Genomic DNA, 24,190 nt, shown 5'->3' with positions numbered 1-24,190 from the left:
GGACGGCCATTCGGCGGACAATTTGTAAACACTACCGAGCGATTCCAACTCGGTCGGTAGGTGCGCTGCGGGCCGCAGTTTGATTTACGAACCGTGATGCACCGGTCCTTTGTGCCATGAACGTGGAGCAACTCGGCTTGCCAGCTGTTATGGCAGTCATGACCCACGGATTTATGCTGTTCTGGGCGGTGCTCGTCGTCACGATCGCAGCGTTAAGCTTTGGACCATCCTTTGCTCATGTGCTCGAATCTATTCCGCGTCTGAAGCAATGGTCGCCCGAACTATGGCGCGAGACGACCGTGTTCAACGCGCAGTTCTGAATGTTCGCCGCTGTCGGCGCACCGCTTGACGTAGCCGCAATCGCTTGTCCGGTGGCTTTGGTTTGGCTGCTGCGTTACGATCAACTCCCGCTCCGGTTCGCCCTGGCGTACACGATATCGGGGCGGCGCAGCTAACAACCGTCGTGGTCGGTGGAGAATGTGAACAGTCGCAGCCAGACAGGTAAACTTGTCGTCGTGTTTGGCGGGACCGGCTTTCTTGGCCGCCGAGCAGTCCGGCATCTACGCAGGCACGAGTTTCCCGTTCGCGTTGCGTCGAGACATCCCGATCGAGGCCGGGAGCTGTTTGGGTCCGACGATTCCCAGATTGAGTCGATCGAAGTGAACATCCATAGCGAGCCATCGATCGCCAGAGCTGTTGCCGGCGCTTATGGCGTGGTGAATGCAGTTAGTCTTTATGTCGAGCGTGGACGGGAGACGTTTCATTCCGTACATGTCGAAGCTGCCCACCGCATAGCGGCGCAGGCGCAACAAGCCGAAGTCGAACGGCTCGTACACATTTCTGGAATCGGCTCCGATGCGAGCTCGTCATCGCTCTACATTCGCAAACGCGGCGAGAGCGAGTCGGCAGTCCGGGCAGCGTTTGCCGGTGCGACCGTCGTTCGTCCGGCTGTAATGTTCGGCCCAGATGACACGTTCATTACCACCATAATCACGCTCCTCCGGCGCTTCCCCGTTTATCCAATGTTCGGACAAGGACTGACGAGATTACAGCCGGCCTACGTGGAAGACGTGGGAGAAGCGATTGCGCAGGTATTGCAAGGGTCCGAAACGGGTGCCACGTTCGAGTGCGGCGGCCCGCGCGTCTACTCTTATAAGGAGTTCGTCAGAGCCCTCGCGCGCGAGGCCGGAGTTAAACCTGTTCTTCTCCCCGTTCCCTTCGCCGCGTGGCACGCATTGTCGCGGATCTTGGCAATATTGCCGAGCCCGCCAATTACTCGTCATCAAGTAGCACTCATGCAAGTCGACAATATGCAGTCGCCGGAAATGCCGGGATTTGAACGGCTGGGAATTTCACCGCATGCGGTCGAGGAAGTCATCCAGACCATGCTGAGAGGCCACTAACCGGGCCCGACCCCAAACAGATCGCCCGGGCTAGATCCGATCGCGCAGACCTTTAACGCCTTCGTCTTCGGCACAATGCTCGCAACAAAAAAATGTGCCGGCCTTCTCGAGGCCATGCCCGACGATGCGGATTCCGCAATGATTGCAGGTTGGTGCGAGCGCATGAATGGCGCATTCGAAGCTATCAAAGGTATGTGCCTTGCCGTTCATCGTGACCTGAAAGGCTTTGTCGTAGTCGTTGCCGCAGGTTTCACATGTCGCCATGATGTCCACCTTTCGCTGATCAGCGTGTCAAATGACGATGTCTTGGACCGCGTTTCCATTCCTGAGATCCATTTAGTCGATATGGGTCAATCGCCGGAAAGCCGATCGGATCGCGAGAAACTTGTGAGGATGGCTGACACAGCAATAAGCCAGCACCGGCCGCCGTGATGGAAGCCAGGAATTGAATATCCGGCCGTTGTGCGGGATTGCGCGCAATCGCTGCTGCTTCATATTGAAGTCTCGCATTGCAGGCGCAGCTCGGGAGGGCATTGAAACGCCCGCAGGCGTCGTGACGCATACAGGCAGCATCCAAAGCATCAACAGGCCGAGTTCCTGGTCGGCTACCCGGACCACAGTAATTGCCATGAAATAGCAGCCCGCCGTAGTCGACGTGACGGCCGTCGCCAGCAATCGACTGCTTGCTGTGAAATTCTCCAGATCGCGCTTCCGCCATTGCGGTCAGGACAACACAGGCGCAAAGGACGACAACCACGCACGAACGCTCCAGCCGGAGATACATGGCATTAAGCCTCGTCATGCTCGAGTGGCCGAAAGCATAATGTTCAGGGCGAGCCCGAGTTCCAGATGGAGCAGCATTAGAGCGATCGCTACGCGGGTTCCTGGCTCGCCGGCGAGCTATACGGCCGCCTATAGTCTTTCCGCTGGTCAGTCGCTGACTGTAAAAGGCCGGCGCCATTTTGGCGTACGATGTCCCGCGACAATCATCACGCAGGCTTGCCGGTGACGCACGCAGTGCAAAGCCGAAACGCTCAGCGTCGTAGCGCGGCATCGGCATCATTTCGATCGCGCAATAGGCAAGACCAAACGTCATACGTTCCGCCGATTGGCGCGTTTGCGGAACAGATGAAGGTACCGGGCGTTTCAGTTCCAGCGAAGCGAAGGAAATCCGCATGGCCGGGCTGCGCTCCGCAACTTCACGATCAATTTCGGACCGCAACACCTGGCGGCACACGGGGTGTTGCGCCTGGTTCTGGAGCTTGACGGCGAGGTGGTCCAGCGCGTTCGGAGAGATTGATCGATGAGCTCAGGATCTGAGACTACCGAAATGCCAGGATCACAGCGATGCACGGCGGAAAATCGCCCGAGAAAGGAGAGGCATCATGCCCAATATTCAGATCAACACTCAGACGATCACGCAGATCACGGTGGTTGATACCGAGCCGGAAAAGCAGGCTGAGGTTTTGTCAATGATGGCGGAGCGAGCGCGTTTCATGGCGCGCCAGCCGGGCTTTGTCTCAATCAGCCTGCATCGCAGTCTCGACGGACGACGCATTGTCAACTACGTCCAATGGCAAAGCCGTCAACTCCTGCAGCAGGCTCACCAATCTCCAGATTTTCGCAAGGCCTGGGGGACGCTTGACGATTTGACCGACCAAATTGATCCACATCTTTACGAAGTTGCCGAGGTCCTGGAAGTTGCCGAAGTCTTGGACGGTGCTCGCTGAGCATCTCGTGATGGGTTGACTCGAAGGCGGGAAATAGTTGCGCGCAAGGTCGCGCTGCCGACTCTGCCCGGATCGGCAGAGTTGCTCGATGTTGTTCCGATAAGCACATGCGCGGCATGTTAGGCCATGGCGTGGCTGCGGCGTCCACACCCCGCAAGCAGCGTTCAGGGACCTTTTGCGAGGTACGGCGTTACGCTTGAGGGCACTATGGAGGAAATAGTCATGCCAGAGCGACGAACCGTGGAGAAGGCCCGGAAGGACAAGCGCGCGGGCAAATCAACCACCACTCAGGCGGGCGAATTTGTGCATGAGGAGATCCGCAAGGTTCGCCGCGGCGAACATGGGGCGAGATCGCCGCAGCAGGCCATTGCCATTGGCCTATCCAAAGCGCGGCGCGCAGGCGTTGCTCTTCGCCCGCCACGGAAAGGCACGGCCAAGGCGAGCACCCGCAAAAGCGCCGAGTATGAGGCAGGCCAGGGCAAGCGAAAGCCCCGACGCCGACCGCGCGTCTCGCGCGCCGTGTCACGGGTCCTTAAGCGCGAACCGCGCAGCACGGCGTCGCGCACCGCGCTCTCGAAGCAAACGCAGCGTGCCGCCTCGCGCCGCACCGCCTCAGCTCGTTCTGCGGCAGCCAGAAAAGCCGTAAAGACAAAAGGCTCCGCTGGCCGCTCTGCCGCCGCCAAGAAAGCGGCGCAAACCAGAACGCGTCGCCGACGATAGCGCGGGTTGGTCGATAGTTACTCCGGACCGAACACCTCGTCCGGACGACCTCTTCGTTAGGTGAGATGGCGGGGTGAAGGGAGATGGCGGGAAAAACGATTGACGCTACCCGCGCCTCCGGATGCAACGGAATGTTGCGCTGGGACTGGACCTTCTTGATCCGCCTGCGTTCAATTTTGGCAATGTGGAGATAGGGAACGTCGCCGTTATACGGAACGTCTCCGTTATAAGATCACATCATCGACCATCGCTCCACAGAGCTCCTCGCGGCGGCCCCCCGTGTAATAAATGAGGATCGGCACAAAATAGAGCGCGCAGTGGAAGATTTGGTGAGCGCCTGTCACGCCCGGTTCTCCAAGCGCATTCCGGCTTGCGCCGTTGTTGAACGGGGCTGTCCGAAAGATCGCCACGGCGCGCTCGATAGGCAGCTTGAGCCTTTCGTCCCGATCGCGCGTGTCGCGGTCGCTCTTGGCGCGAAGCTTTTGAGAGATCGATCTTGTCGAAGTTCTCCAAGCCGCGAGCGCTGGCGTACTCGAATATCTGACCAAGATAAGGTCAAATGCCGATTGACAGTTCCGCTGCTAAGACCGTTCTTCTGAAGCATGGCCAAATGACGCTGCACGGCCTCGATGACGGCCTCCGAAAGTCCATCGGAGGTCATGCGGATACGATCCACCGCGCGGACGACGGCGGTGGCGCCCTGGGCATCGAGCAAGGCGTAGGTCCACAATGCCCGCTTGTCGTCCGACCGCGCCTGGTCGACGTCGAAACCGAGCGCGCTCTTTGCAGCAAGTGCGACCTTCTCCAGCTTAGTTAGATGCCGCTCCACGACAGCGCGAAGCATTGTGTCGATTTGGGACGGTGTTAGGTGCAGGTCGGTGTTCTCGGCAAGCATCGCGGCGTCTTCCAGAATGGCGTCGAGTTGAGCTCCCAGCCGACGCGCCATCACCGGGCTCGTCGTCCGCAGGCTCAAAAAAACATGCGGGCGCCCCTGAAAAATGGCGAGCGCGCGAGGCACGCGCCGCCGCCAGTAGGTCGCCTCACGGCGAAAGAGGCGGACAGCCATCGGAACGCGACACCGTTGTGCAGCAGGAATGCGTCGCAGAGCTGTGCATCAGCTCCCCAGCCAGGCCGATTTTTCAGTATTTTCAACGGTGGTCGGCGCGCTGGCTGGGGCGGGAGGGATCGAACCTCCGAATGGCGGAATCAAAATCCGCTGCCTTACCGCTTGGCTACGCCCCAACAGTCCGGGCCGGAACACGGGATCGACCAGCGCGACCTGTTCCGGCACCGCCGGTCTATAGAGGGAGCAACGCTATTTCAACAGGCTGCGGGGCCGAATTTCACCCCAAAATCGGGCCCCGTCGATCTACCCTTATATAAAGGGTCATTGCTTTGGGTGCGCCGGGCCGGTTTTCGCGCCCCCAGGCGGGGCGAATACCGCCCAGCGGAGAGTTGAGAGAACCCCGGTTTCGTGGGAAGACGGCGGCAGCCATTAGCCAAAAGCGAGATTTTCGTCATGACTTACCGCGCGCCGATCTCCGACATCCTGCTCGCCCTCAACCACGGCGCAGGCCTGCAGGCGGCCGTGAAGGCCGGACATTACGGCGATTTCGACGGCGACATCACCGCGGCCGTGCTGGAGGAAGCCGGCAAATTCGCCGGCGACGTGCTGGCGCCGCTGAACAAAGTGGGCGACGAACACGGCATCAAGCTCGCCGACGACAAGGTGACGACCGCGCCCGGTTGGCCGGATGCCTACCAGCGCTGGATCGCCGGCGGGTGGAACGCGGTGTCGGGCCCGGAAGCTTTTGGCGGCCAGGGCCTGCCGATGGCGATCAACGCCGCCTGCACCGAAATCTGGAGCGCGTCGAACATCGCGTTCGGCCTCTGCCCGCTGCTGACGCTCTCCGCCATCGAGGCGCTCGACGCCCATGGCAGCGAGGAGCTGAAGCAGATCTATCTGGAAAAACTCGTCTCGGGCGAATGGACCGGCACCATGCAGCTCACCGAGTCGCAGGCCGGCTCCGATGTCGGCGCGCTGCGTACCCGCGCCGAGCGCGCTGGTGATGGTACCTACCGCATCAAGGGCACCAAGATCTTCATCACCTATGGCGACCACGACATGACCGATAACATCGTGCATTTCGTTCTCGCCCGCCTGCCCGATGCGCCCGCGGGCACCAAGGGGATTTCGCTGTTCCTGATTCCGAAATTCATGGTCAACGCCGACGGCTCGCTGGGCGCGCGCAACGACATCTATCCGTCCGGCGTCGAACACAAGCTCGGCATGCACGCCTCCCCCACCTGCACCATGACGATGGGCGATCACGGCGGCGCCGTCGGTTACCTGATCGGCGAGGAAAATCGCGGCATGCTCTGCATGTTCACGATGATGAATCAGGCCCGCCTCGGCGTCGGCCTCGAAGGCGTCGGCATCGCCGACCGCGCCTACCAGCAGGCGCTGGCCTTTGCGCAGGAGCGCAAGCAGGGCCGCGCCGTCGGCAAGAAGGGCGACGGGCTCGACCCGATCATCGTGCATCCCGACGTCAAGCGCATGCTGTTGCAGATGCGCAGCCTGACGGCCGCCGCCCGCTCGATCTGCTACGCCACGGCGGTGGCGCTCGACATTTCCACGCGCGCCACGGATGCCAAGGTGCGGGCCGATGCCGCCGCGCGCGGCGCGCTGCTGACGCCGATTGCAAAGGCCTTCTCCACCGACATCGGCAACGAGGTGACGTATCTCGGCGTGCAGATCCACGGCGGCATGGGTTTTATCGAGGAGACCGGCGCCGCGCAGCATTATCGCGACGCGCGCATCACCTCGATCTACGAGGGCACCAACGGCATTCAGTCGATCGACCTCGTCACGCGCAAACTCGCCGCGAACGGCGGCGCATCGGTCTGGGCCCTGCTCGATGAACTCAGCGGCATCGTCAAGCAGGTCGAGGCCTCGAACGATCCCGCGTTCGGCACCACGGGACCAAAACTGCGCGACGCGCTCGGCTCGCTGGAGCGCGCCAGCAAGTGGCTGCTGGAACGCGTGGCGTCCGCGCCGAACGACGCGCTCGCCGGCGCCACGCCATATTTGCGCTTGTTCGGCTCGACGCTCGGCGGCTGCATGCTGGCCGGCGAAGCGCTGGCCGCGAAGGGCAACGGCGAGGCCGGCGGCGATCCGCAGCGCTACGTGACGGTGGCGCGGTTCTTTGCCGAGAACGTTACCGTGCAAGCGGGATCGCTGGAGAAGACGGTCACCGACAGCGCGGAAGCCGTGAACGGCGCGGATGCGGCGTTGCTGGGCTAAGCGACGCTGCCGCATGAATGCGCATGCGTCGCAAAATGACACAGCAAGTTCCATGCTGCCGCGCGTTGTATTGAGGCAACACTTTCAAAAAATTAGATGATCCCGTAGCTTCCCGCAGTTGCGCATTCATTTCGCAGTGCGAACAATGCGCGTCGTCGCGTGCTTGGCTGTGTAATTGGGCTCATGCGGAGCCTGGGGAGGCCGGATCATGGACCCATGGCGATTGGCAACGAAGGCGCAGCGCCGCATCAATTTTGTCGCGGGCTTGGCTCTCGCGAGTTGTGTTCTCGCCTGGCTCGCAGGCTTCGGTTCGGCTTCCACCCAGCACATCAGCGCTTCCGTCGAGAACGCCGGCGCGAAGTCAATCGTGGAACGCCACGAACCATCTCTCGTCGCAAGCACTGAGCCCACGGTCATACCGCAGGCGACCGTAGTAGCGAACGCCGCCATCGGTGATGTTGCGATGGCAACGGCCGCCGAAGCCACGCCAAAAGCCGACGACACGACGGCAGGCCTGGATGAGCCGAAACCTTTTGTCGTGGCCTCGCTGCCGGATTCGTCGCAGGTAGTTTCGCCCGAAACACCGTCCGCCGAGGGCAAGCAGGCGAGCATGCCTGATCCCGCGCCAGAAAAAACCGCCGACGCGACGGCAAGCCCGGATGAGCCGAAGCCTTTTGTCGTCGCCTCAACCGATCCGTCGCAGGTGTTTTCGCCCGAAGAAGTCGCAACGACGCCTGAGCCTGCCCTGCCGGCGGTGAGCACCATCGAAATCAACGAGGAGTGCCTGGTAGCCGAGATCTGCATCGACCGGTACCTGTGGGCGCTCTACGAACGGGCACCCAAGATCGACGCCATCAAGGTGACTGAGCGGCGGAAAGTCACGATCAAGCGGAAGGGCAAGACGGTAACCGTCACCAGGACCTTCACCAAGCGTGTCGACGAGGAGTTTGGGTGGAAGGACCCGAAGGCGGCGGACAAAGCCGGCATGCCGATGATGGACTACGTGATCGGCGGCATGGACCGGAGTTTCAAGATAAAGCTGTTTCATACGCTCCACGCGGCGGAGCAGGCTGGACTGCAGCCCGGCATCACCAGCGCCTTCCGCGATGACTACCGTCAATCGATCGCCACCGGCCTCAAGGCCGCAACCAATCGATCCTACCACGGTGGGAGTACCCGTGGCGGCTATGGCCGCGGGCTTGCGGCCGACATCGTGAGCGTCAAGGGCGCGACCCGGGCGCAGCGATGGGTCTCGACTGAAAAGCTCTGGAAATGGGTCGACGAACGCGGCAAGGAATTTGGCATCGGCCGGCCCTATCTCGATAGAGATCCGCCCCACGTGGCGCCGATCGACGGCCAGGAATATACCTCTCGCCGCGGCGGCGCGAAGACTCAGGTGGCCGAAGCGAAGCCGAAAACGCACGTGGTGGAAGCGAAAATCAAGAAAGGCAAGCGGCTGGCTGCTCGAGGCGACCACAGCGCGACCAAACGCGCGCGAAACGTAAAATTGTCCAAAGGCGCGCGAACCGCAAAATTGTCCAAAGGCCGGACCATGTGACCGGTTCAAGCACGCACTTCCCGCCCCCGGCGGGAAGACTGCAAGCTTGCCCTGTCTGCGCTCCTGTCAGGGGCGCATCAATCATACCGATCCTCTCGACCAGGCGGCAGCAAGCGTCAGCCCGTATTCCTGACCGCATTGGCCAGCATGGCGTAAAGCTCGCGCTTGGTGAGCTCCCTGGTCTGCTTTGCGACAGGCTTCTGCGTAGACACCACCCTATCCACCGGTCGGGCGCAGGCTGCTGCGAGCGTCTGCCTTCGCGTCGGCACGGCCACGATCCTGGGGTTGGCCGTCGGTGGCTTGTGACCCCGCTTGTGGCCCAAGCGCTTCAGTTTCGCGCTCACTGCGTTGCGGCTGTAGCCCAGTCGACTTGCGATCTGACCGGCGCTGTAGCCTGCGGCCCAGAGTTCTTTGAGCAGTGCTACGTCTTTCGCATCCCAACTCATGGGAGATACTTATACACCGAATGTCGGCGACAGGCGAGTCGTTGCTGATGGTTCGTTGGCCGATGGTTGATCTCGTCGTTAATGCAGCCATCATCACTCGCGAAGTTGACGACTGCGGTCAGCTCTTACTTCGGATCGCGAACTCGCGAACCAGCCGCCGCGACCGTCAAGGCGATCGCGGCCGGATCGCAGCAGAGCACCATCAACAATATCAGCCACCGCACCGCGACTTCGGGCGCGACGCCGACCATCATCGCAAGATACTGGATCGGGCCTGCGGATGCCTCGACGCGGGAACGTTCACCGGCCAGCGCCGCGCGTTGCGCCTGCAGACCGACCAGCGTTGCGGTTGCCGCCTGCCGCTGCGTATCCAACCCATCCCGCGTCAGGCGCTGTTGGGTCGCGATGTTGATGGCCCGCGTCACCCGGCCGCGGCTTGTCGATTCGTCGACGGCCCGGTCGATCTGCGCAATGCGGCTGTCCAGGTCGGCAACGGCCGCCTTTTGCGCCGCGACGCGGGCGTCGAGCGCCTCAATGCGCTCGGTGACGCCTGAACGCGACGTGGCCGCCACGCTGACATGCGCCTCGACCAGCTTGCCGAACACGCCGGCGGCATTGATCAGCGCAAGGCCGGCAACGAGGGCCACCATGACGAAACGCATTTTCCAGTTGGTCCGGCGCCAATGCGCGGCCAGCCATCCGGCGATCACCAGCTTGCCGGCTTCCATCGTGGCGGCGAGCACCATGACCGCAACCGGCGCGCCGGGAAATATCTCGGCCATGCCCGCGACGGAAAAATAGGCCGCAACCGTCGCCAGGGCGAGCGCTGCGGCAAGGGCAAAGGCGCGGCTGGCGCGCGCGCGTTCCGGCGTGGCGGGAACGGCCTCCGGCACGATGGGTGCGGAAAACTCTGGCGGCTCAAGCGGCGCGTTGGGCGCCTCTGGCTCGCCATCGGCCTCGGTCGTCTTGGCCTCGGTCGTCTTGGTCCTGGCTGTCCTGGCTGCCTTGGCCTTGGTGCCTTTAGCGGCCTTGGATGCCGGAGAGCCGCGGCTGCGTTTCGTCGCCGGCAACGGCGCCTCGCCGGATGATTCAACGCTTACGTCTTCCATAGGCGTCGCCACCAATCGAGGCGTGCGATGTGAGGCATTGGCCCAGGCGTCAAGCTGATGCCTGATGCGCACAGCATCGCTGTCGCCCTCCGTCGGTTCGGTCGCGGAGATCGCTTGCGTGGTTGCGCGGCGTGTCATGTGGCCCCCTGCCTCGTAACGGCAAACGCCAGCTTCTCCTCGGCGAAGAACTGGAGTGTGCCGTAACCTTCCGTGTCGACGGCATACCTGAAGCTTCCGTCAACGGTCGGAAACACCGCGACAACCGTGCCCGACTCGTGATCGTTGGCAACGTTTTCGACTTGCTCGCCAACCGCAAATTTCGCCATCGAAAACTCCTTTTCGGATTCGTCGATGCGATTATATCTCCACGGGCAGGCTGGCGCTGCCCAACGATTCGCCTTCCGGAATTTAGCACGATGGTTGTTGCACTAATGCCTCATCCTGCTCGCAGGAGGGAACCGCTCCATACGTGGAGCGCGAAACGAACATCGCGCGATGTCCGGATTGAGTCTGAAATGCGCTTCGAGGACGAAATCAACCGGACGATCTGAATTTGCGAGTTCGCGAGCGAACCCAGTAGCGAGCGAGCCCAATTTGTAGGATGGGTGGAGCGCAGCGATGTCAATCAATATTGCTGCCCGGGACGGTGATGGGTTTCGCTGCGCTCTACCCATCCTACGAACTGTGCGATCATCGCGAGCCCAGACACGACAATCCAGCACTGTTGCAGCGTTAAGACAGTCACGGCCATTCCGGCATGGTCCCGTAGTTCTACGCTTTGCGAATCGTGCATGCCCGCCCCTACTCTCAGCACAGTTCGCATTCCCCTGGCGTTTGCTGGTATCCGTCCCGCGCAAAAAAGCACGGCTACGGAAGGGTTGCGTATTTACAGGTCAATTCGCGTAAGGGAGCGTCCAAAAAAACGGCGTGCACCAATGTTGGCATGAACCCTGCATTGGCTGAATGAAGCTGAACGAATTGGATATTCCTTATCAACGAAGGTCGCCATGCTCGTCACTCTCGTCGCCGTTCTCTGCAACAGCCAGCTCTGTCTCGAAAAAGTCGTCACCACCAGTGACCAGTCCGGCATCACCATGAGCGCCTGCGCGGTCAACGCGCAGATCGGAATTGCCGACTGGCTCGCCAAGGGGCCGTATCGCGACTGGCGATTGCAGCGCTACAAATGCGTGCTCGGAAAGTACACGCCGAAGAACGAAGCCTGAGCCGCGGCAAGCTGGCTCACGCTGGCGCGGTTCACTGCCGGGCATAACGAATTTGCTTGCGTCAACGTTCGTAAACATGACCTCGCCTTCTCGCGGCGCGTGGCGGGCTCGGGAAATCAGTGTTTGCGAGCAACGGCCAACCGTTGGCTCGAAGGATGCGGCGGGCGCGGCACAGCGAGTCCATGGGTGTCACCGCAACTCCGAGCTATTCAAATCTCACGCAAGATTGTTGCGGAATTCGCTGCGAGGAAGAGGTTCTGCAATTTCCTATTATTGGATTGAAGTGAAGAGCTTCGCAGCAATTTGCAAGAAACCAAGACTGCTTAAGATTCTAAGCGTGCTGAGAAGCCCCAAAGGATGCGGCGATTACATCGAACAGCTCAATGTTAGCCCGAACTCCCAAGACAAAATCGCTGGCATCCCCTCCTCCCCCGTATAATCGACTTCCGTAGACAAGCTGATCAAACGGCTCATTCCCTCCCAACTCAAACGCAAATTTGGGATCGTCCGCGTGGAATATCCGAAATATCAATGGCATTTGGGTACAATAAGGACTCCCCCCGAGATCAGTACTGACCTCGAAGACAAGGCCGCAGCTTAGATTTTTATGCCAGCGGTTACGACGGCGCTCAAATGCCTGTGCCAAACAAAACTCATCGATGAAGGGAATGACGTCCCGCTTCTTTCCTGTCCAACCTGTCGTCCGAATTCCTAAGCGCTCGCTCTCCTCCTTCGTCTGCTTCTTTATGAAGGCTGCTTCGCTCATCCTGAACTCTGCATCAACCCCAGTTTTCTTAATGTGCTCAAACAAGCGTCTGATAAGGGGGGGATAGCGAAATGGAGGCTCGACAAAATCCCTGGCCGCAAAGAGTTCGTCCAAAAATGCAGACCGGTATTTTGGTTCAATGCCAAATATCCGCTGGTCCGAAATTACCTTTCCTGCGCACCGCATTGTCTCCAACGCGACTTCATCCCAATATCGATTGAGCAAGTCCGCCTGGTGTTCACCGCAGAACTCAATCATTCGATTCTGCCATGCCGTGTGGACCAAGAAGCCGCGCGCCTCAAAGGCAAGCTGTGTCGAAACACGGCCTGGCCAGTTTGCCACCACGTTCAGAAGGGGGTGATCTTCCATCATCACATCTCACCGCAAAAGGATGGTCCAAGACGGCGGCGGTGGCACAAAATAACCATTTGCACCCGGCTGGCTACTGAAATTGTCGCCAATCGCATATACGACGCGCGGTGCCGTCCTCGCCGATGGATTCAACGAGCAGGATATGTTTGGGGCTTCCGAGCCACACGCCAACCCAAACGCCGCTCCATTGCTGGAATGCATTCCCTGGCTTCGTAGTCGCAATAGTTGCATCAGATGGGAGTGGGTGGGGACGCCGTCGATCATGAGATCGCCGGCACTGGCGGCCTATGACCGCGTCAAAAACAGTAGAAGTACGAACGGCTGAAGCTTATGAAACAAGGTACTTCCTTGCAACTAAACGGCGAACAGCCGCAACAATGGATGCCTCACGCGTTCATGGCAAGCCTTCGAATCAACGGATTCATAGATGGGTGGAGCGCGGCAATACCCATCATCACAGCGTACGACGACGATGACGGGTTTCGCTTCGCTCTACCCATCCTACGAAGTCTTCTGCGCTACAGCTTCGACAAATCCATTTCGGGATCGTAGGTCTTGCCTTCGACGTCCTTGGTGATGGCTTGCCCGCAGATTACTTCGCCGCGCTTATCGTCGTATGTCAGAGTGGGTTGTCCGTAAAGCTGCCACCCGCGGTTCAGAGCATCGGTCACCCGATGGCAGAATGCGGCGTCATCCTTGCCGGTCAGATATCGGTAGACCTTCATGATGTCCTCGACAGGTTCACGAGCTTCAATCCGTAGGATGGGTGGAGCGGAGCGATACCCATCATGCCTCTGCGCAAGGATTGATGGGTTTCGCTGCGCTCTACCCATCCTACGAAATCTACGAAATCGGCTTCAGTCCCGCCTCGATCGCTGCCCTTCGCGGCTCCAGGAACGGCGGCAGCGCCAGTTTTTCACCCAGCGTCTCCATCGGCTCGTCCGTCGCAAACCCCGGTCCATCCGTCGCGATCTCGAACAATATCCCGTTGGGCTCGCGGAAGTAGAGGCTGCGGAAATAGAAGCGGTCGATCTCGCCGCTGTTGGGGAGGCGAAACTGGTTCAGGCGCTGGGTCCAGGCGTGGTACTGCGCCTCGTCCGGCGTGCGGAATGCGACATGGTGCACTCCGCCGGCGCCCTGCTGCGCGACGGCTAAACCCTTGGCTTCGATCACGTGCAGCTCGGCGGAGGGGCCGCCCTCGCCCATCTCGAACACATGAATCTCCGCGCCGTGGGCGGCGTAGTCGCGCACGCGGCGCATGTTCATCACCTCGGTCAGCACGAAGGCGGTGCGCGACAGCTCCTGTACTGTCAGCACGATCGGACCGAGCCCACGGATCTGGTGCTCTGCCGGCACCGGGCTGCGCTCCCACGGCGAGGCCGCACCAGCGCCGCTATCGTCGATCAGCACCAGCCTTTGCCCCTCGCCGTCCTCGAACGGCAGCGTCAGCCGGCCGTCGACCTCGACGATATCGCGGGCCGCGGCGCCGGCGTTCTTGAGGCGATCCCGCCAGTAGCCCAGCGTCTTCTCGCCCGCGACGCGCAAGCCCGTACGCGAGATCGAGTTGGTTCCGCGCCGCTCGGGGGCGGCCGGGAAATCGAAGAAGGTGAGATCGGTGCCGGGGTTGGCTTTGCCGTCGGCGTAGAACAGGTGGTAGGCGCTGACGTCATCCTGGTTGACGGTCTTCTTGACCAGCCGCATGCCGAGCAGGCCAGTGTAAAAGGCCAGATTGTCCCGCGGCTTCGCGGAGATCGCGGTCAAATGATGAATTCCGCCTAGCTGCATTGCGTTGTCCTTGCTGTTCGCTCCCGGCAAAAAGCGGCCGGGATATTTCGGCTTCCTGCGCGATCATGTAGGATACGCCCCGATCGATCGCCAGCGGCAGCATCGCCGCCCGAAATCCCGACACCGTCATTGCGAGCGCAGCGAAGCAATCCATTCTCTCTTGATGCGGCGCCATGGATTGCTTCGCTACGCTCGCGATGACGAGGAAACACCAAGCTACCTGCCAATGTCAGTGTCATGAACCCCCTCCTTCGTCCCATCCTTGCCTTGGCGATCATGATGGCGCTTGCCGCATCATCGCTCGCCCAGACCCCCGCCCCCGTCGACCTGCGCATTCTCGCGATCAACGATTTCCACGGCTACCTTCGCCCGCCCCCGGGCGGGATCACGATTGCCGATCCCGAGGACAGGACGAAGAAGATCACCGTCCCTGCCGGTGGCGCCGAACACATGGCGACGCTGGTTAGCCAGCTTCGCGAAGGACACAAGAATACGATCTTCGTCGCGGCCGGCGATTTGATCGGCGCCAGCCCGTTTCTGTCGGCCATGTTCCATGACGAGCCGACGATCGAGGCGCTGTCGATGATGGGGCTGGAGATTTCCTCGGTCGGCAACCACGAATTCGACGAGGGCAAGGACGAGCTCTTGCGCATGCAGCATGGCGGCTGCCACCCGGTCGACAAATGCCAGGGACCGCATCCGTTTGCGGGCGCAAAATTTCGCTATCTCGCCGCCAGCACGTTCGAGAAGAGCAGCGGCAAGACCGTGTTTCCCCCTTACGAAATCCGCAGCTTCGAGGGCATTCCGGTCGCCTTCATCGGCCTGACCTTGAAGGGCACCCCGGGCCTCGTCTCGCCGGTTGGCATTGCTGACCTCGAATTTCGCGACGAAGCCAGCACGGTCAATGCGCTGATCCCGGAACTGAAGGCGCGCGGCGTCGAGGCCATCGTCGTGCTGATCCATGAAGGTGGATTGCCGACAGGCGACTACAATGAGTGCCCCGGCGTTTCGGGACCGATTGTCGATATCGTCAAAAAATTCGATCACGCGGTAGACGTCGTGGTCTCCGGCCACACCCACCGCGCCTATGTCTGCGAGATCGACGGGCGGCTCGTTACTTCTGGCGACAAATACGGCACGCTCGTCACCGCGATCGATCTCAAGCTCGACCGTGTCACGCGCGATATCGTCAGCGCCAAAGCCGACAACACCATCGTACGGTCAGCGACGCTTTCGAAGAATCTCGACCAGACCGCGCTCATCGAAGCCTACGACAGGGTCGCGGCCCCCATCGCCAACCGTCCGGCGGGTTCGCTGACGGAAACGCTGTCGCGCACGCCGAAAAATACCGGCGAGAGCCCGCTCGGCGATATCATCGCAGACGCGCAGCTCGCCGCCACCAGTGCGGCCGCGAACGGCGGCGCCGTCATCGCCTTCACCAATCCGGGCGGCATCCGCACCGACATTACGCACAAGGAAAACGGCGCGGTGACCTATGGCGATTTGTTCGCCAGCCAGCCGTTCCGCAATCAACTGGTGACGATCACGCTGACGGGAAAACAGATCAAGGACATGCTGGAGCAGCAATGGCTCGATCCGAAGCGGCCAAGGATCCTGCAGGTGTCGAAGGGATTCGCCTATGCGTGGGACGGATCGAAGGGCGACGGCGAACGCGTCATCGCCGAGCGGATGTCGCTGAACGGGCAACCGCTCGATCCCGCCGCGAGCTATCGCGTCACCGTCAACAATTTCCTGTTCGTCGGCGGCGACGGTTTCACCGCGCTCACCCAGGGAACCGCGCCGCAGGTCGGCATTTACGACGTCGACGCGCTGCATGCCTATTTTGCGGCGAACAGCCCGGTCGGCGCGACCGCCGCCGATCGCATTATCAGGATCGATTGAGCCTGACGCCGTGGGCCTTTCCGAGCGGCCGCTAACCGCCTAGATTAGCCGATCCCTCGCCGGCGCGCGCCTCAACGCCAGGATTTTGCATGACGCTGCTTCTGACGCATACCGCCTGTCTCGACCATGTCACGCCCCCCGGGCATCCGGAACGTCCCGACCGGTTGCGCGCGGTGGCGGAGGTGCTGGGTGAAGAGCGCTTCAAGCCGCTCACGCGCAGCGAGGCGCCGGAAGGCAATCTGGATTCCGTCACGCTGTGCCACGGCGAGCATTATGTCGGCGAACTCCGGCATATCGCCCCGCAAAGCGGCATGATCTATATCGACGGCGACACCTCGATGTCGCCGGGTACCTGGGAAGCTGTCATGCGCGGCGTCGGCGGCGCGGTGGCGGCGACCGATGCTGTGATGTCCGGCGCCCACCCGAATGCCTTCGTCGCGGTGCGGCCGCCCGGCCACCATGCCGAGGTCTCGAAGCCGATGGGCTTCTGCTTCTTCGACAATGCCGCCATTGCGGCGCGTCACGCCCAGCGCAAATACGGCATCGGCCGCGCGGCGATCGTCGATTTCGACGTCCATCACGGCAACGGCACGCAGGACATCTTCTGGCACGATCCGACCGTGATGTATTGCTCGACGCACCAGATGCCGCTGTTTCCGGGCACCGGCGCCAGCGGCGAGCGCGGCGAACATGATACCATCGTCAATGCGCCGCTGGCTTCCGAAGACGGCAGCGCCAAGTTCCGCTCAGCGTTCGAAAACCTGATCCTGCCGCAATTGCAGAAGTTCGCGCCGGAACTGATCATCATCTCCGCTGGCTTCGACGCGCATCATCGCGATCCGCTGGCCTCGATCAACCTGAAGGCCGATGATTTCGGCTGGGTCACGCGCAAGCTGATGGACCAGGCCGACGCAAGCGCAGGTGGCCGGGTTGTGTCAGTTCTGGAGGGCGGCTACGACCTGCAGGGGCTGAAAGAGTCGGTTGCGGCCCATGTCACCGCATTGATGGGCGCGTAAATCCCCGCCACAATAGGCGCTCAAAATTGTTATTTGATTCTGCGCTCTTAGGGGGCGCATTCGGGAACTTGATATGGCCGAAAATACCCAAATGGACGTCAAAAAACTCTCCTTCGAGCGCGCGATCGAGGAGCTCGAATCGATCGTGAAGCGGCTGGAAGACGGCAAGGTGCCGCTCGAGGAATCGGTCGCGATCTATGAGCGTGGCGAGGCGCTGAAGCGACGCTGCGAAGAATTGCTGCGGCAGGCCGAGGCGCGCGTGGACAAAATCACCACCGATGCCAACGGCCAGGTCACCGGGACCGAGCCGCTCGACGTGCAGTGATCCAACCGGTGGGAATATCGGCCCCGCCCCACCCCAAACGCTGAATACCGGCCAATTTGGTAGCCGATTTAGTCGCCGATTTAGTTCTTGGCGCCCTGCCCAGCCTGTTATAGTCGGCGATTACCTCGGGGACAGTACGTGCGCGTCCAGCACCGCCATATCATCTATATTCAGGGCTACGATCCGCGCGGGCTGGCGCAATATTACCGCATGTTCCGGACTGAACTGCGCAAGTTCGGCCGGCTTTACCAGCTCCAGGCCACCATCAGCCGGCCCAAGGTCGTAGCCGACGACGAGATCGCGTCCTGGACCATCGATACCAAGGCAGAGGACTGGCAGACCCGCACGGCCTACGATTTCCTCCGGTTCGAGGATTTCATCCAGCAGGACCTGGCGTCGCCGATCTGGCGCACGGTGTTCAGCGCGGTGTGGATCTACTGGCGGTTGGTCTTCGCCGGCACCATCGCCCGCTTCGGCAAGGCGAACTGGCGTTTTGCCACGTTCATCACCTATCCGCATCTTGTGCTGCTGCTCGAAGCCGCCGGTGCTGCAGCCATCGCCTTCGTGTTCGAGAAGGGCCTCAACGCCATCGGCATTCCCGATCCTTTCAGCATCGCGGCCGCGATCGCGATCTTCGTGGGGCTGCTCGGGGCCGTGCTGAAATACACCGAGAACGCCACTTACGTGCTCTACCTCCTGTGCGACACGATCTGGACCTGGGAATTCTCGCACCGCGAGCGCCCGGAATGGGACCAGCGCATCGACCGCTTCGCGCAGCACCTGGTCAAGACAGCCAAAAGCACCGACGCCGAAGAAATCGTCATCGTCGGCCATAGCTCCGGATCGTTCCTGTCGACGGAAATGCTGGCGCGCGCGCTGAAGCTCGACCCCGCGCTCGGCCGTCACGGTCCACGGATCGTGCTGCTGACGCTCGGCGGCAACTTCCCGATCGTCGGCTATCACGCCGTGTCGAAACAATTCCGCGACCATCTGCGGCAGCTCGCGATCGAGCCGTCGATCGACTGGATCGACTGTCAGGCCCGCAAGGACGTGATGAATTTCTACCAGTTCGATCCAATCACGAGCCACGGCATCGACGTCGGCGCCGCCAGGCGCAACCCGACGATCGTGCCGGTCCGCTTCCGCGACATCATCCGACCCGAGCACTACGAAAAGTTTCGCTGGCAGTTCTTCCGCGTGCATTTCCAGTTCGTAATGGCCAACGAACTGCCCAACGCCTACGACTTCTTCATGATCGTCTGCGGACCGGTCCCGCTCAGCGCGCGCGTGGCCGTCCCCGACGCCGCGCTTGATGTCGCCACCGGCGATTCCGGCGTGCGCAACCGGGCCTGGAAAAGGCTGGAAGCGGCCACGACGGCGGCCGCAAGTGCCGCCGATTTGAGCAAATTGGAACCATCTGCGCGCCGCAGCGGTTGAAAAGCCGAGGTTTTTCCGGCCCGCACCAGGGCACCGAATCGGCGCTCCGGGTTGGCTTTGGCGGCGGCTTTGGTGTAAAGGTTGCGGTTCTATGGGCTGGGGAGAGCGCCTGCCGGGCGACTTTCGACGGCTGTAAGCGCTTCAAATAGCTAAAGAAACTGAACCGGGAAGGGTTTCGAAGCTACTAACGTGATGCATATCACATGGTTTAGGCTGGAGTGCATCTAGGCTTTCAAATCAGGTACCGGCCTGCCGAGATGGCACCGGGGTCTGGAATTTCACGGCGCGGTTAACGCGCTTCCCGTCTCGCGTCGGGCCGTTTCGCCCTGACATGCAAAATTGGAATATCGCTGTGACCACATTTAGTAAAACGCCGCTTCTCGATACCATCCGCACGCCCGACGATCTTCGCAAGCTCAAGATCGAGCAGGTGCGTCAGGTCGCGGACGAACTCCGCCAGGAAACCATCGACGCCGTTTCGGTGACCGGTGGCCACTTCGGCGCCGGCCTCGGCGTCGTGGAACTCACCACCGCGATCCATTACATCTTCGACACGCCGCGCGACCGCCTGATCTGGGACGTCGGCCACCAGGCCTACCCGCACAAGATCCTGACCGGCCGCCGTGACCGCATCCGCACGCTGCGCACCGCCGGCGGGCTCTCCGGCTTCACCAAGCGCACCGAGAGCGATTACGATCCGTTCGGCGCCGCGCATTCCTCGACCTCGATCTCCGCCGGCCTCGGCATGGCGGTCGCCCGCGACCTCTCCGGCGGCAAGAACAACGTTATCTCCGTGATTGGCGACGGCTCGATGTCCGCGGGCATGGCCTATGAAGCCATGAACAATGCGGGTGCGATGAACTCGCGCCTGATCGTCATCCTCAACGACAACGACATGTCGATTGCGCCTCCGGTCGGCGCGATGAGCGCCTATCTGTCCCGCCTCTACTCCGGCAAGACCTATCGCTCGCTGCGCGAGGCGGCCAAACAGATCAACAAGCGTCTGCCCAAGATCCTCGCCAACCGCGCCAACCGCGTCGAGGAATATTCCCGCGGCTTCATGATGGACGGCGGCACGCTATTCGAGGAACTCGGCTTCTATTACGTCGGCCCGATCGATGGCCACAATCTGGACCATCTGCTGCCCGTTCTGAAGAACGTCCGCGACATGGAAACCGGCCCGATCCTGGTTCATGTCGTGACGCAGAAGGGCAAGGGCTATGGTCCGGCGGAAGCTTCCGCCGACAAGTATCACGCCGTGGTCAAGTTCGACGTCGCCACCGGCGCCCAGGCGAAGGCAAAGCCGAATGCGCCGGCCTACCAGAACGTGTTCGGCCAGAGCCTCGTCAAGGAAGCCGAGAAGGACGACAAGATCGTCGCCATCACCGCGGCGATGCCGTCCGGCACCGGCGTCGACATCTTCAACAAGGCCTTCCCCGACCGGACCTTCGACGTCGGCATTGCCGAGCAGCATGCGGTGACGTTTGCCGCCGGCCTCGCCACCGAAGGCTACAAGCCGTTCTGCGCGATCTACTCGACCTTCCTGCAGCGCGGCTACGACCAGGTGGTCCACGACGTCGCGATCCAGAGCCTGCCGGTTCGTTTTGCGATCGACCGCGCCGGTCTGGTCGGCGCCGACGGCGCGACGCATGCAGGCTCCTTCGACTGCGCCTATCTCGGCTGCCTGCCGAATTTCGTCATCATGGCCGCATCCGATGAGGCGGAACTGGTGCACATGGTCGCGACGCAGGTTGCGATCAACGACCGCCCGAGCGCGGTGCGCTATCCGCGCGGCGAAGGCCGCGGCGTCGAAATGCCCGAGGTCGGCATCCCCCTCGAAATCGGCAAGGGCCGCATCGTCCGCCAAGGTAACAAGATCGCCCTGCTCTCGTTCGGCACCCGCATGGCCGAATGCGAAAAGGCCGCCGACGAACTCGCCGCCCACGGCCTCTCCACCACCATCGCCGACGCGCGCTTCATGAAGCCGCTCGACGTCGATCTGGTGCTGAAGCTGGCGCGCGACCACGAAGTGCTGCTCACCATCGAGGAAGGCTCGATCGGCGGCTTCGGTTCGCACGTGATGCAGACGCTGTCCGACAACGGCATGCTCGATGGCGGCTTGAGGATGCGAGCGATGATCCTGCCCGACGAATTCATCGACCATGACTCGCCGACCGCGATGTATGCCCATGCCGGACTCGACGCCAAGGGCATCGTCGCCAAGGTCTTCGACGCGCTTGGCAAGGACTACAAGACCGAGACGGTCAAGCTCGCCTGAGTTTAGGTCTGTCCGCGGCCTCGCTCCACCTCTCCCGCTTGCGGGGGAGGTCGGATCGCATCGAAAGATGCGATCCGGGTGGGGGAAGCTCTATCCACACGAACCGTGTGACTCGCGGCGGCACCCCCACCCCAGCCCTCCCCCGCAAGCGGGAGAGGGAGCGTAACCCTGCCGTGATCCCATTATTTATTTCTTGGCGCCGGTAATCCCATGAAGATCTATCTGGCAGGTCCCGATGTGTTCCTGCCGGACGCCATCGAGATCGGGCGCCGCAAGGCCGCGATCTGCGCCCGCCATGGCGTGCGCGGGCTCTATCCGCTCGACAACGCGGTCGATCTTTCGGCCGCCGATGCTTCGCGCGCGATATTTGAGGGTAACGAGGCCATGATGGACGCGGCGGACGCGATCATTGCCAACCTTACGCCGTTTCGCGGCCCCAGTGCCGACGCCGGCACCGTCTATGAACTCGGCTACATGGCCGGGCGCGGCAAGCTCTGCTTCGCCTACAGCAACGATCCCGCCGTCTATGCCGAGCGGGTCGCGCGATCCTTTGCGGTCACGAAAGCCGGTGGCGGCCATCTGATCGACGATGACGGACTGACGGTGGAAGATTTTGGGCTGCCCGACAATCTCATGATGATCCACACGCTCGATCTGCATGGTGCTAGACTGGTGACACCGCGGCAGCGGCCTCTGGATATCTGGCACGATCTCACCTCGTTCGAGGCCTGCGTCGCGCTCGCGGCGGATCGCGCCACCCGCAAATCGGACTGAGGCAAATCGGACTGACCTTGGCGAAGACGAGCAACAGTGAAACCTCTCCCCGCAAGCGCGTGGACGTGCTCCTGGTCGAGCGCGGCGTGTTCGAAAGCCGCGCGCGCGCCCGCGCCGCGATCGACGCCGGCGGCGTGACGGCCGACGGGCGGCCGGTGCTGAAAGCGTCGGAGATGATCGCCGCCAGTGCCGAATTGTCCGCGCAGCCCGCGCACCCCTGGGTCTCGCGCGGCGGCGTCAAGCTGGCAGGCGCCCTGGAACTGTATCCGATCGAGATCGAGGGCCATGTCTGCCTCGACGTCGGCGCCTCCACCGGCGGCTTCACCGAGGTGCTGCTGGCGAACGGCGCGAGCCTCGTCTTCGCCATCGATGTCGGGCGCGGCCAGTTGCATCCCTCGCTGCGCGATCACTCCAGGATCGTATCGATGGAAGAAACCGATATCCGCCAATTCGAGGGCAAGCGGCTGCCGGCGCGGCCCGATGTCGTCGTCATCGACGTCAGCTTCATTTCCCTGAAGGCGGTGCTGCCGGTGGCGCTGTCGCTCGCCGCCGCGCCGATGCATCTCCTGGCGCTGATCAAGCCGCAATTCGAGGCGGAGCGGAAACACTCCAAGCACGGCATCATCCGCAACGCGATGGTGCATCAGGAAATCTGCGACGACATCACGGAATTTGCCACTTTGCTCGGCTGCACCGATATCCAGGTGTTTCCCTCGCCGATCACCGGCGGCGACGGCAATATCGAATTCTTCATGGGCGCGCGCCGTGGCTGACAGCGAGCGCCTCGTGATCGACCATGTCGGCCACCATGGCGATGGCGTCGCCATCGCAGGCAGCGGCAACATCTACGTTCCCTATACGCTGGGCGGCGAAACGATAGAGGCCGCAGCCGTTCCCGGTCACCATCCCGACCGCAGGCGATTGCTCAAGGTCGAGGCCGCAAGCGTGGAGCGGATCAAGCCGTTCTGTCCGCACTTCGGCGTCTGCGGCGGCTGCGCAATCCAGCACTGGGACACTGAGCCCTATCGCGCCTGGAAGCGCGAGCTGGTGGCGACGACGCTGGCGCAGGCGGGAATCGATTGCGACGTGGCGCCATTGATCGATGCCCATGGCGCGGGCCGCAGGCGCATCACCCTGCACGGGCGGATAGGAACGCACGACGTGCTCAAGGTCGGCTATGCGGCGGCCGGTTCGCACGACATCATTCCGATCGACCGCTGCCCGATCCTCGACCCGCATCTGAACGGCGCGATCGAGGCGGCCTGGGCCATCGCCGAGCCGCTGATCGGGGTCGGCAAGCCGCTCGACATCCAGATCACCGCGACCAATAGCGGGCTCGATGTCGACGTGCGCGGCTCCGGCCCGCTGTCGACCGCCTTGATCACCAGGCTGTCGCGCATCGCGGAACAGCACCGGCTGGCGCGGCTGACGCGCCACGGCGAACTGGTACTGATGCGAACGCCGCCGGTGATTTCGATCGGCGCCGCTCAGGTGGCGCTGCCGCCCGGCTCGTTCCTGCAGGCAACGGTGGCGGGCGAGGAAACGCTGGCGGCGCTGGTCTCCGACCATTGCAAGCGTGCCAAACATATTGCCGACCTGTTCTGCGGCGTCGGCCCCTTCGCGCTGCGGCTGGCGGCGAAGTCGCGTATCGCCGCCTTCGACAGCGACGCCGACGCGGTCGCAGCCTTGCAGAAGGCCGCGACGTCCACCTCGGGGCTGAAGCCGGTCAAGGCCGAGGCGCGTGATCTATTCCGCCGCCCGCTGATGCCGCAGGAATTGCGCGACTATGATGCGGTCGTGTTCGACCCGCCGCGGCAGGGCGCGCAGGCGCAGGCAACACAGCTCGCGGCCAGCAAGATTCCGACGGTGGTGGCGGTATCCTGCAACGTCACGACATTCGCGCGCGACGCAAAGATTTTGATCGACGGTGGCTACAAGATCGACGGCGTCACCCCGGTCGACCAATTCCGCCACACGCCGCATGTCGAGTTGGTGGCGCGTTTCAGGCGCTGACGCCAGCGATACGGCTATCGCGAGGCGCA

General features: G+C 62.0%; 24 protein-coding genes, 1 tRNA gene and 1 pseudogene. 15 read left to right on the top strand and 11 right to left on the bottom strand.

The annotated features are described in order from the left end of the window. The first annotated feature begins 116 nt into the window (after window positions 1-116). Entirely contained in the window at window positions 117-320 is a 204-nt protein-coding gene (locus C7G61_RS44015) for a hypothetical protein (protein ID WP_420836786.1), read from the top strand. Between the two features lie 159 nt (window positions 321-479). Further along, a complete protein-coding gene (locus C7G61_RS23165; RefSeq protein WP_244608427.1) occupies window positions 480-1,403 on the top strand; it encodes a complex I NDUFA9 subunit family protein in 924 nt (307 codons plus the stop codon). 30 nt (window positions 1,404-1,433) lie between these two features. On the opposite strand, the gene C7G61_RS23160 is transcribed toward C7G61_RS23165, so the two are convergent. From C7G61_RS23160 to C7G61_RS23150, 3 genes and pseudogenes are all read right to left on the bottom strand, one after another. After that, window positions 1,434-1,667 (bottom strand): hypothetical protein, encoded by a 234-nt coding sequence (locus C7G61_RS23160; protein ID WP_108518758.1) that lies wholly within the window; start codon window positions 1,665-1,667, stop codon window positions 1,434-1,436. Window positions 1,668-1,686: 19 nt separating this feature from the next. Then, window positions 1,687-2,187, bottom strand: coding sequence for a phospholipase A2 family protein (locus C7G61_RS47500; protein WP_420836785.1), 501 nt, complete (start codon window positions 2,185-2,187; stop codon window positions 1,687-1,689). 176 nt (window positions 2,188-2,363) lie between these two features. Further along, window positions 2,364-2,499: pseudogene (locus C7G61_RS23150) on the bottom strand (NADH-quinone oxidoreductase subunit B); the annotation flags it as partial. Window positions 2,500-2,788: 289 nt separating this feature from the next. Between C7G61_RS23150 and C7G61_RS23145 the strand changes: the two are divergent. Continuing rightward, window positions 2,789-3,133 carry an antibiotic biosynthesis monooxygenase family protein gene (locus C7G61_RS23145; RefSeq protein WP_108518756.1) on the top strand — a complete coding sequence of 115 codons (345 nt, stop codon included), beginning with the start codon at window positions 2,789-2,791 and terminating at the stop codon, window positions 3,131-3,133. A 222-nt stretch (window positions 3,134-3,355) separates the two neighbouring features. Continuing rightward, the gene (locus C7G61_RS23140) at window positions 3,356-3,853 is read left to right on the top strand and encodes a DNA-binding protein (protein ID WP_108518754.1); all 498 of its coding nucleotides are present in this window, start codon (window positions 3,356-3,358) and stop codon (window positions 3,851-3,853) included. Between the two features lie 340 nt (window positions 3,854-4,193). Here the strand turns inward: C7G61_RS23140 and C7G61_RS23135 are convergent, their stop codons facing one another. After that, on the bottom strand, window positions 4,194-4,919 hold the full coding sequence (locus C7G61_RS23135) for a DUF6538 domain-containing protein (protein WP_108518752.1): 726 nt from the start codon (window positions 4,917-4,919) through the stop codon (window positions 4,194-4,196). Window positions 4,920-5,020: 101 nt separating this feature from the next. Then, window positions 5,021-5,095: transfer RNA gene (locus C7G61_RS23130), tRNA-Gln, on the bottom strand. 277 nt (window positions 5,096-5,372) lie between these two features. Between C7G61_RS23130 and C7G61_RS23125 the strand changes: the two genes are divergently transcribed. Beyond that, a complete protein-coding gene (locus C7G61_RS23125) occupies window positions 5,373-7,157 on the top strand; it encodes an acyl-CoA dehydrogenase family protein (RefSeq protein WP_108518749.1) in 1,785 nt (594 codons plus the stop codon). Window positions 7,158-7,365: 208 nt separating this feature from the next. Further along, window positions 7,366-8,715 carry a hypothetical protein gene (locus C7G61_RS23120; RefSeq protein WP_244608426.1) on the top strand — a complete coding sequence of 450 codons (1,350 nt, stop codon included), beginning with the start codon at window positions 7,366-7,368 and terminating at the stop codon, window positions 8,713-8,715. A gap of 116 nt (window positions 8,716-8,831) precedes the next feature. Here the strand turns inward: C7G61_RS23120 and C7G61_RS23115 are convergent, their stop codons facing one another. The 3 genes from C7G61_RS23115 to C7G61_RS23105 form a co-directional block, all read right to left on the bottom strand. Further along, complete coding sequence (locus C7G61_RS23115) at window positions 8,832-9,161, bottom strand: GcrA family cell cycle regulator (RefSeq protein ID WP_108518747.1); 330 nt, start codon at window positions 9,159-9,161, stop codon at window positions 8,832-8,834. 125 nt (window positions 9,162-9,286) lie between these two features. Continuing rightward, window positions 9,287-10,408: a hypothetical protein gene (locus C7G61_RS23110; RefSeq protein WP_108518744.1), complete on the bottom strand. Its 1,122-nt coding sequence runs from the start codon at window positions 10,406-10,408 to the stop codon at window positions 9,287-9,289. Continuing rightward, a complete protein-coding gene (locus tag C7G61_RS23105) occupies window positions 10,405-10,596 on the bottom strand; it encodes a hypothetical protein (RefSeq protein WP_108518742.1) in 192 nt (63 codons plus the stop codon). The genes C7G61_RS23110 and C7G61_RS23105 overlap by 4 nt, the downstream gene beginning before the upstream one ends. Before the next feature lie 681 nt (window positions 10,597-11,277). On the opposite strand from C7G61_RS23105, the gene C7G61_RS23100 reads away from it, so the two are divergent. Beyond that, on the top strand, window positions 11,278-11,493 hold the full coding sequence (locus C7G61_RS23100; protein ID WP_108518740.1) for a hypothetical protein: 216 nt from the start codon (window positions 11,278-11,280) through the stop codon (window positions 11,491-11,493). A 331-nt stretch (window positions 11,494-11,824) separates the two neighbouring features. On the opposite strand, the gene C7G61_RS23095 is transcribed toward C7G61_RS23100, so the two are convergent. The 3 genes from C7G61_RS23095 to C7G61_RS23085 all read right to left on the bottom strand — a co-directional run bounded on the left by C7G61_RS23095 (window position 11,825) and on the right by C7G61_RS23085 (window position 14,416). Further along, a complete protein-coding gene (locus C7G61_RS23095; protein WP_244608425.1) occupies window positions 11,825-12,631 on the bottom strand; it encodes a hypothetical protein in 807 nt (268 codons plus the stop codon). A 518-nt stretch (window positions 12,632-13,149) separates the two neighbouring features. Further along, the gene (locus C7G61_RS23090) at window positions 13,150-13,356 is read right to left on the bottom strand and encodes a DUF1737 domain-containing protein (protein ID WP_108518738.1); all 207 of its coding nucleotides are present in this window, start codon (window positions 13,354-13,356) and stop codon (window positions 13,150-13,152) included. 118 nt (window positions 13,357-13,474) lie between these two features. Further along, window positions 13,475-14,416 carry a ring-cleaving dioxygenase gene (locus C7G61_RS23085; protein ID WP_108518735.1) on the bottom strand — a complete coding sequence of 314 codons (942 nt, stop codon included), beginning with the start codon at window positions 14,414-14,416 and terminating at the stop codon, window positions 13,475-13,477. A 237-nt stretch (window positions 14,417-14,653) separates the two neighbouring features. On the opposite strand from C7G61_RS23085, the gene C7G61_RS23080 reads away from it, so the two are divergent. The 8 genes from C7G61_RS23080 (at window position 14,654) to C7G61_RS23045 (ending at window position 24,161) form a co-directional block, all read left to right on the top strand. After that, window positions 14,654-16,318, top strand: coding sequence for a bifunctional metallophosphatase/5'-nucleotidase (locus C7G61_RS23080; RefSeq protein WP_108518733.1), 1,665 nt, complete (start codon window positions 14,654-14,656; stop codon window positions 16,316-16,318). 89 nt (window positions 16,319-16,407) lie between these two features. Then, window positions 16,408-17,334, top strand: coding sequence for a histone deacetylase family protein (locus C7G61_RS23075; protein WP_108518730.1), 927 nt, complete (start codon window positions 16,408-16,410; stop codon window positions 17,332-17,334). Window positions 17,335-17,407: 73 nt separating this feature from the next. Beyond that, window positions 17,408-17,659: an exodeoxyribonuclease VII small subunit gene (locus C7G61_RS23070; RefSeq protein ID WP_108518728.1), complete on the top strand. Its 252-nt coding sequence runs from the start codon at window positions 17,408-17,410 to the stop codon at window positions 17,657-17,659. A gap of 138 nt (window positions 17,660-17,797) precedes the next feature. Beyond that, on the top strand, window positions 17,798-19,096 hold the full coding sequence (locus C7G61_RS23065) for a hypothetical protein (RefSeq protein ID WP_108518726.1): 1,299 nt from the start codon (window positions 17,798-17,800) through the stop codon (window positions 19,094-19,096). Between the two features lie 331 nt (window positions 19,097-19,427). Continuing rightward, entirely contained in the window at window positions 19,428-21,374 is a 1,947-nt protein-coding gene (gene dxs, locus C7G61_RS23060; protein ID WP_190241929.1) for a 1-deoxy-D-xylulose-5-phosphate synthase, read from the top strand. Window positions 21,375-21,584: 210 nt separating this feature from the next. Next, on the top strand, window positions 21,585-22,148 hold the full coding sequence (locus tag C7G61_RS23055) for a nucleoside 2-deoxyribosyltransferase (RefSeq protein ID WP_108518722.1): 564 nt from the start codon (window positions 21,585-21,587) through the stop codon (window positions 22,146-22,148). A 17-nt stretch (window positions 22,149-22,165) separates the two neighbouring features. Then, entirely contained in the window at window positions 22,166-22,921 is a 756-nt protein-coding gene (locus tag C7G61_RS23050; protein WP_108518720.1) for a TlyA family RNA methyltransferase, read from the top strand. Next, a complete protein-coding gene (locus C7G61_RS23045; protein ID WP_108518718.1) occupies window positions 22,914-24,161 on the top strand; it encodes a class I SAM-dependent RNA methyltransferase in 1,248 nt (415 codons plus the stop codon). Before C7G61_RS23050 ends, C7G61_RS23045 begins: the two co-directional genes overlap by 8 nt. The last annotated feature ends 29 nt before the right edge of the window (window positions 24,162-24,190 follow it).

It is taken from the genome of Bradyrhizobium algeriense (assembly GCF_003062295.1).
Classification (GTDB): Bacteria; Pseudomonadota; Alphaproteobacteria; order Rhizobiales; family Xanthobacteraceae; genus Bradyrhizobium; species Bradyrhizobium algeriense.
The sequence above is the reverse complement of the archived record's forward strand: the minus strand, read 5'-3'. Positions and strand labels throughout refer to the sequence as shown.